Raw genomic sequence first — 13560 nt, 5'->3', positions numbered from 1 at the left:
CGATCCATCTCGTTTGTTTATTTATCGAATAAACCACCGAGCACGTTACAAATAAAAGCGCTCCTCCTCCCTAAAACCCGATAAGACCCCATGAACCCTGATATTTCACCCTTGACAACGAAAACACTGAACCCTAAAATCCCTTCCAATATCCAGATCCAAGGAGGATTAACCCAAGATGCTTTTCCTAAGACTTCAAAACTGGTGGTGGCGGGCTCCCTGAGTCCGCCGCCAAGGGCCATATAAATCGCCGACGTCCAAATCAGCGATGGGCCTTGGAGGTGGATCCTTGCCGGAACCGCTTCCAAGGCCCCTCTGTCGTTCTTCAGCTGATAAAACCACTAAGCCGGGGGCCTTAACACAAGAGCCCCCGGCTCTTTTAATTTCCCACAAGGAGGATCAAGGCATGGGAGTTCACGAAATCAGGGGAAGAGAAAATCTTACGTCCCTTGAGGATTTCATAAGGCTCTGCTCTGAATTCGAAAGAGTACCGGTGATAATGGAACTAAGCCTCCAGGGACGGGACCCCCTCATGATCTACGAAAGTCTCAAAAGGTCTCCCCAAGGAAGCTTCCTCATGGAGACCCCGGACCCACAGGGCAGGTGGGGCAGGTATTCATTTATAGGAACCGAGCCGGACAGAATTTTCACATTTTCCAACAACATCTGCATTGAAACCAGCCCCCAGGGCAGGACCTTGGCGGAGTTCCCCGGCAGGGATGGGCTTAAAAAAGCCCTGGGAAACTACCTGGCCGGCACATACCCTCCCGTCAGAGATGACCTTCCCCCGTTCCTTGGAGGAGCGGCGGGATACTTCGCATACGACATAATAAGCGCCTGGGAGGATCTGTTCCACAGAAACGAAGGCAAAGCCCTGCCCTGCTCTCATCTCCCAATGGCGTCACTCATGGGGTTCTCCTCCGTGATAGCCATAGACCACCTAGGTGACAAGCTGTTCCTGGTGGTTAACCAACACATCCCAAGGGACATGGGAAAGGAAGGCCTAGAGGGGCTATACAGGATGGCCTGTTTAAAACTGGAGGGCCTAAGGGGATTCCTGGAGTCCTATCTAGACCATAAAATGCCCCAAGGGACCTCCTTTTTCCTCAATCCACTAAAGCCACTCATGACGAAAGAGGACTTCCTAGACATGGTCCGAAAGGGGCGGGAGCACATAATAGCGGGGGACATATGTCAGGTGGTCCTCTCCCAAAGGTTCTCCGCCAAAACCAACCTTCCCGCCACGCTAATCTACCGAGCCCTCAAGGCATGCAACCCCTCCCCATATCACTTCCTACTGGAACTGCCGAATATCACCCTCATAGGCTCGTCGCCGGAGCTCCATGTGAAGCTCGCGGGATCCAAGGCCGTCACTCGTCCGCTCGCCGGAACCCGCAGAAGGGGAGATACGGAAGAGGAGGACAGGCGCGCCGCACTGGAACTGCTGGGGAACGAAAAGGAAAGGGCGGAGCACATAATGCTGGTTGACCTGGCCCGCAACGACCTTGGAAGGATATGCCAGCCCGGAAGCGTAAGGGTCACCGAGCTCATGGGCATAGAGCAGTACTCCCAGGTGATGCACATCGTATCTCAGGTGGAAGGGCAAAAAAGACCAGAGGCTACTCCGCTGGACCTTCTGATCTCCTCCTTCCCGGCGGGCACCGTATCGGGGGCTCCCAAGATCAGGGCAATGGAGATCATAGGAGAGCTGGAAGGCACCCCAAGGGGACCATACGCGGGAGCGGTGGGCTACCTGGGATTCCAGGGGAGCATGGACACCTGCATAACCATAAGGACCATCGTTAAAGAAGATGACAGGGTACACATTCAGGCCGGGGCGGGCGTAGTTTACGATTCGGATCCGGAGATGGAGTACCAAGAGACCCTAAGCAAGGCTGGGGCCATGTTCAAAGCCATGAAAAGGGCCCTGCAGATGGCGGCGAAAGGAGAAGGTACGAGATGATCCTGATGATAGACAACTACGACTCCTTTACCTGGAACCTGGTGCAGTACCTATCGGAGCTGGATGATGTACGGACGTTCCGAAACGACCGGATCACACTTTCAAAGATCAAGGCCATGAACCCTTCACACATCGTCATATCCCCTGGACCCGGGACCCCGGAGGAGGCGGGAGTGTCAATGGAAGTGATCCGGGTCTTCATGGGGCGGATCCCCATCATGGGGGTCTGCCTGGGACACCAGGCGATAGGTTGCGCCATGGGTGGACGCCTCGTTCGGGCGGCTAAACCGTGCCACGGCAAGACCTCCTCCATCTATCACAACAGAAAGGGGATCTTCTACGGACTGCCCACCCCTTTCAAAGCCACCCGCTATCACTCGCTGGTGTTGGAAGAAAACTCTCTCCCCAAGGAGTTAACGGTCACCGCCAGGGCGGACGACGGAACCGTCATGGGGCTTCAACACCTAAGCCTTCCCCTCTTTGGTGTCCAGTTTCATCCCGAATCGATACTCACCGAAGGGGGCATGAGGATCATCAGGAATTTCTACCACACAAAACCCGCTGGGAAGGAGCTGGGACATCAATGCTAAAGGAGCAACTTGAAAAGATCCTATCGGGGAAAAACCTTGCTCCCCAAGAGATGGCGGACGCCATGGAAAGCATCTTGTCCGGCGGTGAGCCCGACGCCCTGGTGGGGGCCTTCCTGGCGGGACTTCGCGCCAAGGGAGAGACCGTGGAGGAGATAGCCTCCGCAGCTTCGGTGATCAGGAGCAAAGTCGTTCCTGTAAATCTAAAGGGGAAAACCCTCATTGACATCGTTGGAACCGGCGGTGATCGTGCTGGTACCATCAACATATCCACCGGCGCCTCGTTCATAGCCGCCGCGGCGGGGTCTTTGGTGGCCAAACACGGGAACCGATCCGTATCAAGCCGTTGCGGAAGCGCCGACATCCTGGAAGCCCTAGGGATACCGCTGTTAGATAAGCCAGAGGACGTGAAAGCCTGCATCAGCAAAACTGGCTACGGCTTCATCTTCGCTCCCCACTTCAACAGTCCCATGAAAAACGTCGCCCCGATACGGAAGGCCATAGGGCTTCGAACTATCTTCAATATCTTAGGCCCCCTCTCAAACCCAGCAAAGCCATCCCACCAGCTGGTGGGGGTCTTCTCCCCCAAGCTGGTCCGGCCCATAACTGAGGTCCTGGCCCTACTCGGGGTCAGTAGGGCAATGGTGTTTCACGGCCATGGCGGGTTGGACGAGCTTTCGCTTAGCGGTCCCAACAGGGTGTGTCTGCTGAACCGAGGGAAGATCCAGGACATGGAGATACTTCCCGAGGACGCGGGGCTAAGCAGAGCACCCTTGGGGTACGCCTCAGGAGGCGGCGTAAACGAGAACCGCCGGATCTTGTTGGACATATTCGGCGGCATGAGGGGGCCAATGAGAGACGTGGTGGTGCTCAACGCCGCCGCCGCACTGTACGTGGACGGGCTAACCACCGGGATATTCGAAGGAGCCCGCATGGCAGAACAAATCATAGACAGCGGCCTTGCTATGAAAAAGCTTGAAGAGGTGGTCCGATTCTCCAGGTCAATAACAGGAAAGGAGGAGGCAGTATGATACTGGACCGCATAGTGCTTGAGAAAAACCACCAGGTGCAGAAGATAAAAGGCCCCAAGCTGTCTCTGAAGGCCCGTCTGGCCACGCCGGGAATCTCCATAATAGGGGAGATAAAGAAGGCCAGTCCCAGCAAGGGCATCTTGGCGGACCCCTTTGAGCCGGATAAACAGCTTGAAGCCTACATCAAAGGCGGGGCTGACGGAATTTCAATAGTGACCGACCAGCCCTTCTTCCAAGGAAGCCCAGACATAATGCGGCAGCTCCGCCCTAAGGCAGATATCCCTTTTATTAGAAAGGACTTCATCGTGGACCCGGTACAGGTTTATGAAAGCCTCTTCCTAGGGGCCGACGCGGTGCTTCTAATAGCCGCCATACTCCCTGGTAAGAGGCTGCAGCGCATGTTGGGAACCGCAAGGTCCCTCGGTCTGGAGGCAGTGGTGGAGGTGCACGACCAAGAGGACCTCCGAAGAGCCTTGGAGACCGAAACGGACATAATAGGCATCAACAACCGGGACCTGCGGGACTTCTCCGTAAACCTTAACACCACGTACCGGATCATGGAGGAACTCCGGCGACTTGAACCCTCAAGCCACCGGTATGTGATAGCCGAAAGCGGGATATCCTGCCGGGAAGACGTGGTCTTCCTTGAGAAGGCGGGGGTTCACGGGATCCTTGTGGGGGAAAGCCTCATGGTCTCCAAGAACCCTTCTACCCACATAAAAAGGCTCAAGGGGTTGATAGAGTGATCCGGGTAAAGGTTTGTGGGATCACCAGGGAGGAGGACGCCTTAGAGGCCGCCAGACTGGGAGCCGATGCTTTGGGCTTCATTATGGCTCAAAGCCCCCGAAGGGTCAGCCTTGGGCAAGCAGCTTCCATAATCCAACGGCTTCCCCCGTTCCTCTCCGTGGTGGGGGTGATGGCGGACCCCACCGAAGAGGAGCTGCGGGAAGCAGTTGAAAGCCGCATGTTCGACTACCTCCAGTTCCACGGCAACGAACCCCCTTCTCTACTTGCAAATCTTCCTATCAAAACCATAAAGGCCCTCGGGATCTCTCTCAGGGAAGACCTTGAAGCCCTGGAAAGCTACAAGGAAGCGGCTCACTTCTTCCTATTGGACACAAAGGTAAAGGGCGTTTCAGGAGGCACTGGGCAGCCCTTTGACTGGTCTCTACTGCAGGGAGTCCGTTTTTCTCGCCCCTTCATCCTGGCCGGCGGGTTGGGGCCCAAAAACATAACTAAGGCCATAAGGCAAGCAAGCCCCCATGGGGTGGACATAAACAGCGCCATCGAAACATCCCATGGAATAAAAGACCACCGCCTCATGGGAATGGCAATCATGGCGGCTAAAGGCCGAACCCCAAAAACAAGAGAGGTGATCATCCATGATACGTAATGGATATTTCGGCCCCTTCGGCGGGAGGTTCGTACCAGAAACCCTGATCCCCGCATTGGAAGAACTGGAAAGGGCCTACAATGAAATAAAGGAGGACCGGGCTTTTCAAGAGGAACTGAAAGAGCTGCTCCACCGGTACGGGGGACGCCCTACCCCCTTGACCTTTGCGGAGAGGCTGACCCTACACGCCGGAGGGGCAAAGATCTATCTAAAGAGGGAGGACCTAAACCATACGGGGGCGCACAAGATAAACAACGCCCTAGGGCAAGCGCTGCTAGCCCGCCGCCTAGGGAAGCGCAGGGTCATCGCAGAGACCGGCGCGGGTCAGCACGGGGTTGCGGTGGCCAGCGCGGCAGCCCGGCTAGGACTTGAATGCCACGTGTTCATGGGGACGGAGGACATGAAACGGCAGTCCCTTAACGTGGAAAGGATGCACATCCTGGGAGCCCAGGTCATCCCCGTCTCATCGGGAAGCATGACGCTGAAGGACGCCACAAACGAGGCCATCCGGCACTGGGTGGCTAACGTGGAGGACACCCACTACATAATCGGCTCCGCCGTAGGACCACATCCATATCCATCGCTGGTTAGGGATTTTCAGCGAGTCATAGGAGACGAGACCCGCCAGCAGATCCTACAGTACGAGGGGCGCCTTCCCGACGTCCTCATAGCCTGTGTTGGGGGCGGAAGCAACGCCATAGGCCTGTTCTATCCATTCATTCCCGACAAATCCGTACGCCTCATCGGCGTTGAGGGCGCAGGCAAGGGGCTTCAAACGGGGCTTCACGCCGCATCCTTAACGGCAGGAAGCCCAGGCGTATTCCACGGCTGCCGGTCCTACCTTCTGCAGGACCAGGACGGCCAGATAATCGAGGCGTATTCCATCTCCGCTGGCCTAGATTACCCCGGTGTGGGTCCTGAACACAGCTTCCTCATGGAGACCAAAAGGGCTGAATACACATCCGTAACGGACCAGGAAGCCCTGGAAGCCTTCTTCATCCTATCCCGCCTGGAGGGGATCATACCGGCCCTGGAAAGCGCCCATGCGGTGGCCCATGCAATCCGCCTTGCCTCAGATCTCCACAAGGACCAAGTGGTGGTCGTAAACCTCTCCGGAAGGGGCGACAAGGACAGGCATTCTGTTAAATCCATCGTTGGAGGCGATAACCCATGAACAGCCTTAAAAAAACATTCGAAAACCGCAAGGCCCTCATCGCCTTCGTAATGGCAGGGGACCCGGACATTAACACCTCCGCGGATATCTGCTCCACCCTGGAAAGTTCGGGAGCCGACATATTGGAGCTGGGGATACCATTCTCTGACCCGCTGGCTGACGGGCCGATCATACAGGCCTCTGGACAGCGATCACTGAGGAGGGGAACCACCCTCGCCTCGGTGCTGGATTTGGCAGAAACCCTAAGGAACTCCGTTAAGGTACCGCTGCTTCTCATGGGATACGTGAATCCCATCCTGCGGTATGGGTATGAGCGATTTGCCCGCCGGGCCGCGGAAGCCGGGATCGATGGGGTTATCGTGGCGGACCTCCCGTTCGACGAAGGGAAAGGCCTAAGGACTGCCCTGGATCGTGAGGGACTGATAAACATCCCCATGGTATCCCCCAACTCGCCGGAGAAGCGTCTCCAGGAGATGGGAAGAGATGCCAAGGGGTTCGTGTATTGCGTCTCAATGCTGGGGACCACCGGATCCCATAAGGACCTTCACGAGGACATGGAGGGCTACCTCCGGCGGGTCAGGAGACATTTTAGCATACCTACGGTGGTGGGCTTCGGCATAAAGGACCCCGAACGAGCCCAGAGGGCGGCAGCTCTGGCGGAGGGAGTGGTGGTTGGAAGCGCCATAATGGACCTGGTTAGTAAGCACCAGGAGGACAAGGAGCGCCTACTTGAGGAAGTACGGCATCTTACCAGCAAAATGAGGGCCGTCCTAGGACCTTGAGGACCTAAAGCCCTGCGTGATCCCATGGCTTTTGCAACTTTGCCCGCCACAAACCTCAAAAGCCAAGAATGGGGGCATCCCAAGGGATGCCCCCATTTTTTAGTCCTCGTCCTTTTGTAGATTAAAAACCAAGGTGGCGAAGTAGTTTATCTTCTCCCCGTCCCTGTCGGATTTATCCGGGTTTTCCACGTTCACCTTTGCGCCTATCACGTTTAGCCCCGCTGATGGAACCCTTACGATGGCGTAGCCGTCATTATCGGTCTTAACCGACACATCCACATCTCCGATGAAGTCCGGGTACAGGGAGGCACCCTTAACCGGCTTCCCGTGGAGCAGGACTCTTACTTTGAGGCTGTCCCCCTTTTTGAGGGACAACGGGTTTACCGACGGAACCACCTGCAGGTCAAGGTCAGGAATAACGGCGGGGGATGCGGAAGGGCCGATGTAGGATGTGGAGAACTTGAGGGCCCTCATGCCATCTCCTACGGGGTTGTTGATTTGTGACTTGGGTTTATTATGCCACTTGCCGGAGCTATCCTGGGACCAGTATCCGTGGTCGAACGCCAGGGTGATTATCTGAGCGCCAGGGGCTTTCGTTATTATCACGTGGTCCTGGAGCCTCTGAATTTCCACAGGTACTTGACCTGTGCCATCTCCATACGCCCTGACCCATTTGACCTTTGACGGGTCGTAAGCGTCGTTTGCGGCGCCTTCCCCAAGGATTATGGTCATCTTCGACTGCTGCTCCCCTATCCAAACACCGTGAGCGCTGGCAAGGGACGGTACCGTCATGGCGACGGTTAATGCCAATAGTCCGCATAAGCGGCGTGCGGTACGGAACATCTATGGAACACCTCCTCGATCTTAGGACAGCATATGTTTGAGTCCTCAAACATAGGTTAAGCTAGCAATAAAAAACCTATCCCTGCAACACTCCCCCTAAAGGCCTGTATTTTTAAAACCATCTAACTAACCACACCGATGTGACATCACTTTGTAATTATGATTTCCTTGCCGCACCCCATGAGCCAAGAAACAAAAAGCGAGCGTCCCACCCGCGCCGATCCCGGCGGGGTGGGACGCTCGCTGTGAACCGCCCAAAGCCCTTGATAACGGGCTAGAACTCCCGACGCTCCTTTATCCTGGCCGCCTTGCCGGAGAGCTTGCGCAGGTAGTAGAGCTTCGCCCTGCGCACCCGGCCGCGACGCACCACCTCAACCTTGTCAACGCTGGGGCAGTGGACGGGGAATATCCTCTCCACACCCACGCCGTTGGAGACCTTCCTCACCACGAAGTTCTCCCTTATGCCACCGTGCTGACGGGCTATCACAACACCCTCGAACACCTGAATCCTCTCCCGGTTACCCTCCTTAACCTTAACGTGCACCTTCACGGTGTCACCGGGCCTGAAAGGGGGCACGGGATCGGCCTTGGAATACCTCTTCTCCACCAAGGCGATGCGCGGATCTATCATCTTCTTTCCCTCCTCGCTGATATTCGTCTATCTCGATTATGAGCCCAAACAGGCTGCATCCAAAACGCTGACCACATGAAAACCCCAAAACCCCTAGGGACGCCAGACCAGGATCTTCAGACTCCCCACTTACATCCCAGGACCATCAACCACCCTGCCGTCCGGGATCATCCACCTGGAAGAACCGGGTGAGCCAGTGGCACAAGGTCTCCCCCAAACTCACCGGCCCCCTCGAGGACCTAGGCACCCCAAGCAGCACGTCCCCCTCGAACCGCCCTCCCAGGGCGATCACCGAGGGTCCCAGGTACTCAAGGACCCTCCTCTTGGCGGACAACCACTTGAAGTCCCCGCCCTCTCCGGCAGTAAGGACAAGGGGCTTCGCCCTCTCCCGGGAGGTTATCCACCTCAGGGCGGCCCCGAAGGATGGGAAGAACTTCACACCCTCTCCCGGCTGATCCCCCTTGATGGAACGGTGGGCCAGAAGCCTCACCCCCCCGAAGGCACCACACAGGGGAAGCAGCTTAAAGGGATCCTCCCCCTCCTCGCCCACGTAGACGTAGAACCCACCGTTGAGATGCCCGTTCAGCCCGGTCCTGGCCAAAAGGTCCGGACGCCGCTCCAAGGTCCTGCGAACCCTCTCCCGGCGCCGGAACTCCTCGATGACCCCGTGGTCACCCCCAAGCAGTTCCTCCGGGGCCTTAATCCCCCGCCACACCGCCGGCCTGGTGTAGTGAGGATGGTCCAGAAAACCCCTGTAAAAGGAGTCCTCCCTCACCGCCTCCATGCGGCCCACCACGCCGGGCACCAGACGGGCCACCGCGTCCAAAACCGCCATGGCGGGAAGCTCCCCTCCGGTGAGCACAAAGTCACCCAGCGATATCTCCAGGTCCACGTGCTCCCTCACAAACCGCTCATCAACGCCCTCATAGTGGCCGCAGACCAGCACCAGGTGCTCCTTCGACGCCAGCTCCTCCACCAACTCCTGATGGAGATGCACCCCCTGAGGGCTCGGGTACACCACAAAGGCATCCCCCTGAGGATCCGCTGACACCAGAGCCCTGGTCAAGGGCTCCGCCATCAGCACCATCCCGCCGCCGCCAAAGCTGTAATCGTCCACCTGGCGGTAGCTGCCCTCCGCGAAGTCCCTAAGATCCAACACCTGGACCTCCAGGGCCCCGGAGGACACCCCCCGGCCAATGACGCTGAAGCCCAGGTAGCCCCTTATGAGATCCGGAAAGGCGGTAACGACGGTTATCCTCATCCCGTCAAAACCTCAATCCCAAAGCCCCTCCAACAGGTGAACCCTCATCACCCGCGCCTCAAGGTCCACCTGAATGACCACGTCCTTGATGGCGGGAATCATCTTGAGGGCACCGTCGGGGGTACGGATCTCATAGACGTCATTGCTCCCGGTGGGGAGGACCCCCTCCACCAGACCGAGCACGTCCCCGGTGTCGTGGTCAACCACCTGAAGGCCTAGGATGTCGTCTATCCAGTAGACCCCTTCCTCCAGGGGCACCCGATCCTCCGGGGCCACGGTGACCAGGGCCCCCTTGAGCTCCTCCGCGTCCTCCATCGTGTGGATCCCCTCAAGGGTCACTATGAAGAGGTCCTTGCCCTCCTGAAAGCGCATCTCCTGCACCGCCAGCTCCCTGGGAGGACGCCTGCGGCCCCGAACTTCCGGCAACTCCAGATAGAGGCTATCCATGTCCAGGAAACGGTCCGGGTAGTCCGTAAGGGGCTTGAGCTTCAAAGACCCCTTCACACCGTGGGTACCCACTATCCGTCCCACTATCACCCGGGACCTAGAGCTCTTCTCCATGAACAGGGCCTTCCTCCTCGTCCACCTCAACATCCACCCGTTCCTTAGCCTTCACCGCCGCGGCCTTGGCCACGAGCCTTATGGCGTTTATGGTGGAACCACGTCTCCCTATCACCCGTCCCATGTCCTGCTCCGCCACCTTCACGGTGACCAGGACGGAACCGGAGCCATTCCTAACCTCGGACACCCGAACACAATCGGGCAAGTCCACCAGCCCCTTCACTATGCCTTCCACCAGAGCGGCGTAGTCGGGCATGGCAGCCTGAACCCTCTTAAGCCTTCTCGGCGGTGAACTTGTCCCAGACGCCGGTCTTCTTAAGAACCGCCCTAGCGGTATCGGAGGGGGTGGCACCCTGCTTGAGCCAGTAGAGGGCCCTCTCCTCGTTCACCTTGAGATCCGCCGGATCCGTCATGGGATTGTAAGTGCCGATGAGCTCGATGAACTTTCCGTCCCTGGGGGAGCGGGAATCCGCCACCACCAAACGATAAAAGGGACTCTTCTTCCTACCCTGACGGGTAAAACGTATGCGAACCGCCATTGATCTACACACCTCCTGTTTAAATAGGTCTACGCCCCCGGAAGGGACGAACCTTATCTGAAAAGACCCTTGAGCCCCTGGGGAATCCGGAATCCCTTCCGGGATCCCTTGCCGAAGGCCTTCATCAGGTCCTTCATCTGCTCATACTGATGCAGCAGCTGGTTCACCATCTGAACCGACGTGCCGGAACCCTGGGCTATCCTGCGCCGCCGGGAACCCTTTATTATCTCCGGCCGCCTCCTCTCCGCAGGCGTCATGGACAGGATTATGGCCTCCATGTGCTTGATCCGCTTGGGGTCCACCTGGGCGTCCTTTAAAGCCTTCGACGCCCCCGGCACTGGAAGCATCTCTATAACCTTCTCCAAAGGCCCCATCTTCTGAACCTGCCTGAGCTGGATAAGCATGTCCTCCAAGGTGAAGCGGTTCTTCTTGAGGCTCTCGGAAAGACGCTCCACGTCCTCCTCCGAGGCAGCCTGCTGAACCCTCTCCAAAAGCCCCACCACATCCCCCATGCCCAGTATCCGCTGGGCCATGCGGTTGGGATCGAAGGCCTCCAGGTCCTCCACCTTCTCGCCAACCCCCGCCAGCCTCACCGGCGTACCGGTCACCGCTTTTATGGTGAGGGCCGCACCACCCCTGGCATCACCGTCAAGCTTGGTCAGAACTACGCCGGTGAGCCCAAGGCGCTCGTTGAAGACCTGAGCAACGGACACCGCCTCCTGACCGGTCATGGAGTCCACCACCAGGAGCACCTCGTGAGGCTTCACCGACTCCTTGAGGACCCGTACCTCCTCCATGAGCTCCTCGTCTATCTGGAACCTTCCGGCGGTGTCAATGATCACCAGGTCCACCAGGCTCTCGGAACACCTCTCCATGGCCCTTCGAGCCACCCGGACCGGGTCGATCTCCCCCTCCTCGGGGCCCACAAAGGGAACCCCTATGGAAGACGCAAGGACCCGAAGCTGCTCCACCGCGGCGGGCCGGCGAAGGTCGCAGGCCACCAACATGGGCTTGTGAGACCGCTTCATCTTGAGGGCTATCTTGGCGGCGGTGGTGGTCTTACCCGAACCCTGAAGCCCCACCATCATGTACACCGTAGGGGGCTTGGGCGATATGGACAAGGGCTTGACATCCCTTCCCATAAGGTCCAGCAGCTCCCCGAAGACGATGGCGTAAACCTGCTGGGCCGGGGTTATGGAGGACAACACATCCTGTCCGGTGGCGCGGGCCCTAACCCGCTCGACGAAGTCCTTCACCACCTTGTAGTTAACGTCCGCCTCCAGGAGGGCCAACCTAACCTCCCTGAGCGCCAGGTTCACATCCTCCTCCGTAAGCTTCCCCTTGCCCCTAAGGGAGGAAAAGACCTTCTCAAACCTATCCTTCAGGGAGTCGAACATCCCACTGTCCCTCCTTGCGCCCCAGGATACCTAAAAGCTCCTCTACAAAGCCCGAAGGCAGTTCCCCACGGTAACGGTCCACCAGCTTCTCTATCTCCCCATGGAGACGATCCCTCTCCGCCAAAAGCCCCATGGCCTCCTCGGCGGACAAAAGGTGCTCCCTCGACCGCTGCACCAGGTCATGAGCCCCCTGACGACTAACGCTGAGCTCCGCCGCCGCCTCGGACAGGGAACAGTCCTCCAGGACCACCAGCTCAAAGGCCCGCCTCTGCTTGGGCGTGAGAAGCCCCCCGTAAAGGTCATAAAGGTCACAAAGCCTCAACCGCTGGTCCAAAAGGTCGTCCATCAAGAGAACCTCCCCGCCAAAAAGCAGCCAGTGTAATCTAACACCCAGGACAAGACCTGTCAAGATCTTCTCCTTGACAGGTCCAAAACCGCCGAGAAACGGAAAAAAAGAAAGGGCGGGGTTGAAACCCGCCCCATGAGCTTCGCCCCATGAGCTTCCACCTTTAACATCCCCTAAAGCCCCTTGCAACCCCCTAAAAGCCCCCGTAATAAAAAGGGGAAACACCCCTACATGGGCAGGTCCACGCGGCGGCGGCCCGCCCGAGGGACAAAGGGGAAAGGCGCACAGGATCCCTAACCCCCAAGGCACAAAGACCTCGTCAAATGGGACCATGACTCTCGCGTCCTAAAAACCTCAAAGCCTTCCGCAGTCACACTCCCCACAGCCGGAGAAGATACCCTCGTCCAGCTCCTGAAGGGCCGCCCAAAGCTCAAAAAGCCACTGCCTCTTGCAGGCCAGGGCGTGGGATATGGCGAACCTCACCCCCGGCTCATGAGATGCGGCAAGACTACGCAAGAGACCGTCTATGGACAAGAGCTCCTCCGCCACCGCCTTGCGAAGGACGGAGGTCTCCTCTATCAAATCCGCCAAATCCCGGCCGTCCGACAAGTTCATCAACCCTCCTGATCGTCACAGTGGCACTGGCTTTCGATGTAGTCCTTCAGCTCGTCCATGAGGAACTCCCTTAGGATCTCGCAGGCTTCCCTGCGGACCTCATGGCCCTTCTCCTTGATAAACCTCTCCCGGACCTCCTCGGGCGCCACGTCGATGCCCTCCCAGTCGATCTCCTCCATGAGGCCCTCCACGAAGGACTCGTTCACGTCCGGCACCTGCACCCCCCAGTCCTCAACCTTGCCCTTAATCTCCTCCCGCCCCACCAGGACCGAAGGGACCACCACCACGGTGGGACAGCAGGAAGAGCAGGCACACACTCCCTCGCCACCAAGCCTCTCATTGGCATAGTGCTCCGCGTCATTCTGGCTGGTGAAGACGTGGGCGTCGTACTTGTCTCCGTCAAATTCTATTACAACCCATACCTTGCTGCTCATGCC

General features: G+C 57.9%; 17 protein-coding genes. 7 read left to right on the top strand and 10 right to left on the bottom strand.

Going from position 1 to position 13560, the window contains the following annotated elements; genetic code table 11:
- The first annotated feature begins 406 nt into the window (after positions 1–406).
- The 7 genes from THEVEDRAFT_RS01710 to trpA are packed head-to-tail and all read left to right on the top strand — an operon-like array spanning position 407 to position 6930.
- Positions 407–1963 carry an anthranilate synthase component I family protein gene (locus THEVEDRAFT_RS01710; protein ID WP_006583004.1) on the top strand — a complete coding sequence of 519 codons (1557 nt, stop codon included), beginning with the start codon at positions 407–409 and terminating at the stop codon, positions 1961–1963.
- Positions 1960–2553, top strand: a complete 594-nt coding sequence (locus THEVEDRAFT_RS01705; RefSeq protein WP_006583003.1) for an anthranilate synthase component II — start codon at positions 1960–1962, stop codon at positions 2551–2553. Before THEVEDRAFT_RS01710 ends, THEVEDRAFT_RS01705 begins: the two co-directional genes overlap by 4 nt.
- Entirely contained in the window at positions 2547–3581 is a 1035-nt protein-coding gene (gene trpD, locus THEVEDRAFT_RS01700) for an anthranilate phosphoribosyltransferase (protein WP_006583002.1), read from the top strand. Before THEVEDRAFT_RS01705 ends, trpD begins: the two co-directional genes overlap by 7 nt.
- Positions 3578–4327, top strand: a complete 750-nt coding sequence (gene trpC / locus THEVEDRAFT_RS01695; protein ID WP_006583001.1) for an indole-3-glycerol phosphate synthase TrpC — start codon at positions 3578–3580, stop codon at positions 4325–4327. Before trpD ends, trpC begins: the two co-directional genes overlap by 4 nt.
- Positions 4324–4974: a phosphoribosylanthranilate isomerase gene (locus tag THEVEDRAFT_RS01690; RefSeq protein WP_006583000.1), complete on the top strand. Its 651-nt coding sequence runs from the start codon at positions 4324–4326 to the stop codon at positions 4972–4974. Before trpC ends, THEVEDRAFT_RS01690 begins: the two co-directional genes overlap by 4 nt.
- Positions 4964–6148 (top strand): tryptophan synthase subunit beta, encoded by a 1185-nt coding sequence (gene trpB / locus THEVEDRAFT_RS01685; protein WP_006582999.1) that lies wholly within the window; start codon positions 4964–4966, stop codon positions 6146–6148. Before THEVEDRAFT_RS01690 ends, trpB begins: the two co-directional genes overlap by 11 nt.
- Positions 6145–6930 carry a tryptophan synthase subunit alpha gene (gene trpA / locus THEVEDRAFT_RS01680; protein WP_006582998.1) on the top strand — a complete coding sequence of 262 codons (786 nt, stop codon included), beginning with the start codon at positions 6145–6147 and terminating at the stop codon, positions 6928–6930. Before trpB ends, trpA begins: the two co-directional genes overlap by 4 nt.
- A 99-nt stretch (positions 6931–7029) precedes the next feature.
- On the opposite strand, the gene THEVEDRAFT_RS01675 is transcribed toward trpA, so the two are convergent.
- From THEVEDRAFT_RS01675 to THEVEDRAFT_RS01630, 10 genes are all read right to left on the bottom strand, one after another.
- On the bottom strand, positions 7030–7722 hold the full coding sequence (locus THEVEDRAFT_RS01675; RefSeq protein ID WP_172634015.1) for a DUF4198 domain-containing protein: 693 nt from the start codon (positions 7720–7722) through the stop codon (positions 7030–7032).
- Positions 7723–8047: 325 nt separating this feature from the next.
- Positions 8048–8404, bottom strand: coding sequence for a 50S ribosomal protein L19 (rplS, locus tag THEVEDRAFT_RS01670; protein ID WP_006582996.1), 357 nt, complete (start codon positions 8402–8404; stop codon positions 8048–8050).
- Positions 8405–8549: 145 nt separating this feature from the next.
- Positions 8550–9665 carry a tRNA (guanosine(37)-N1)-methyltransferase TrmD gene (gene trmD, locus THEVEDRAFT_RS01665; RefSeq protein WP_006582995.1) on the bottom strand — a complete coding sequence of 372 codons (1116 nt, stop codon included), beginning with the start codon at positions 9663–9665 and terminating at the stop codon, positions 8550–8552.
- Positions 9666–9677: 12 nt separating this feature from the next.
- A complete protein-coding gene (rimM, locus tag THEVEDRAFT_RS01660) occupies positions 9678–10226 on the bottom strand; it encodes a ribosome maturation factor RimM (RefSeq protein ID WP_006582994.1) in 549 nt (182 codons plus the stop codon).
- Positions 10210–10482 carry a KH domain-containing protein gene (locus THEVEDRAFT_RS01655; protein WP_006582993.1) on the bottom strand — a complete coding sequence of 91 codons (273 nt, stop codon included), beginning with the start codon at positions 10480–10482 and terminating at the stop codon, positions 10210–10212. The genes rimM and THEVEDRAFT_RS01655 overlap by 17 nt, the downstream gene beginning before the upstream one ends.
- A gap of 16 nt (positions 10483–10498) precedes the next feature.
- Entirely contained in the window at positions 10499–10765 is a 267-nt protein-coding gene (gene rpsP / locus THEVEDRAFT_RS01650) for a 30S ribosomal protein S16 (protein ID WP_006582992.1), read from the bottom strand.
- Positions 10766–10818: 53 nt separating this feature from the next.
- Positions 10819–12162 (bottom strand): signal recognition particle protein, encoded by a 1344-nt coding sequence (gene ffh / locus THEVEDRAFT_RS01645; RefSeq protein WP_006582991.1) that lies wholly within the window; start codon positions 12160–12162, stop codon positions 10819–10821.
- Positions 12140–12508 carry a sigma factor-like helix-turn-helix DNA-binding protein gene (locus THEVEDRAFT_RS01640; RefSeq protein ID WP_006582990.1) on the bottom strand — a complete coding sequence of 123 codons (369 nt, stop codon included), beginning with the start codon at positions 12506–12508 and terminating at the stop codon, positions 12140–12142. Before THEVEDRAFT_RS01640 ends, ffh begins: the two co-directional genes overlap by 23 nt.
- Before the next feature lie 354 nt (positions 12509–12862).
- Positions 12863–13123: a hypothetical protein gene (locus THEVEDRAFT_RS01635; protein WP_040825113.1), complete on the bottom strand. Its 261-nt coding sequence runs from the start codon at positions 13121–13123 to the stop codon at positions 12863–12865.
- Positions 13123–13557 (bottom strand): hypothetical protein, encoded by a 435-nt coding sequence (locus THEVEDRAFT_RS01630; RefSeq protein WP_006582988.1) that lies wholly within the window; start codon positions 13555–13557, stop codon positions 13123–13125. Before THEVEDRAFT_RS01630 ends, THEVEDRAFT_RS01635 begins: the two co-directional genes overlap by 1 nt.
- Between the last annotated feature and the right edge of the window lie 3 nt (positions 13558–13560).

Origin of the sequence: Thermanaerovibrio velox DSM 12556 (assembly GCF_000237825.1) — a bacterium.
Taxonomy (GTDB): Bacteria; Synergistota; Synergistia; order Synergistales; family Synergistaceae; genus Thermanaerovibrio; species Thermanaerovibrio velox.
Note: the sequence above shows the minus strand (reverse complement) of the source record. Positions and strands in the feature narration are given on the sequence as shown.

Bases quoted from the DNA above. Each gene is read 5' to 3' on its own strand.
- THEVEDRAFT_RS01630 (WP_006582988.1), bottom strand. From the start codon at position 13,557: ATGAGCAGCAAGGTATGGGTTGTAATAGAATTTGACGGAGACAAGTAC.
- trpD (WP_006583002.1), top strand. From the start codon at position 2,547: ATGCTAAAGGAGCAACTTGAAAAGATCCTATCGGGGAAAAACCTTGCT.
- THEVEDRAFT_RS01705 (WP_006583003.1), top strand. From the start codon at position 1,960: ATGATCCTGATGATAGACAACTACGACTCCTTTACCTGGAACCTGGTG.
- trpC (WP_006583001.1), top strand. From the start codon at position 3,578: ATGATACTGGACCGCATAGTGCTTGAGAAAAACCACCAGGTGCAGAAG.
- trpB (WP_006582999.1), top strand. From the start codon at position 4,964: ATGATACGTAATGGATATTTCGGCCCCTTCGGCGGGAGGTTCGTACCA.
- rimM (WP_006582994.1), bottom strand. From the start codon at position 10,226: ATGGAGAAGAGCTCTAGGTCCCGGGTGATAGTGGGACGGATAGTGGGT.
- THEVEDRAFT_RS01655 (WP_006582993.1), bottom strand. From the start codon at position 10,482: ATGCCCGACTACGCCGCTCTGGTGGAAGGCATAGTGAAGGGGCTGGTG.
- THEVEDRAFT_RS01675 (WP_172634015.1), bottom strand. From the start codon at position 7,722: ATGACGGTACCGTCCCTTGCCAGCGCTCACGGTGTTTGGATAGGGGAG.
- THEVEDRAFT_RS01640 (WP_006582990.1), bottom strand. From the start codon at position 12,508: ATGGACGACCTTTTGGACCAGCGGTTGAGGCTTTGTGACCTTTATGAC.
- ffh (WP_006582991.1), bottom strand. From the start codon at position 12,162: ATGTTCGACTCCCTGAAGGATAGGTTTGAGAAGGTCTTTTCCTCCCTT.
- trpA (WP_006582998.1), top strand. From the start codon at position 6,145: ATGAACAGCCTTAAAAAAACATTCGAAAACCGCAAGGCCCTCATCGCC.
- trmD (WP_006582995.1), bottom strand. From the start codon at position 9,665: ATGAGGATAACCGTCGTTACCGCCTTTCCGGATCTCATAAGGGGCTAC.
- rpsP (WP_006582992.1), bottom strand. From the start codon at position 10,765: ATGGCGGTTCGCATACGTTTTACCCGTCAGGGTAGGAAGAAGAGTCCC.
- rplS (WP_006582996.1), bottom strand. From the start codon at position 8,404: ATGATAGATCCGCGCATCGCCTTGGTGGAGAAGAGGTATTCCAAGGCC.
- THEVEDRAFT_RS01635 (WP_040825113.1), bottom strand. From the start codon at position 13,123: ATGAACTTGTCGGACGGCCGGGATTTGGCGGATTTGATAGAGGAGACC.
- THEVEDRAFT_RS01710 (WP_006583004.1), top strand. From the start codon at position 407: ATGGGAGTTCACGAAATCAGGGGAAGAGAAAATCTTACGTCCCTTGAG.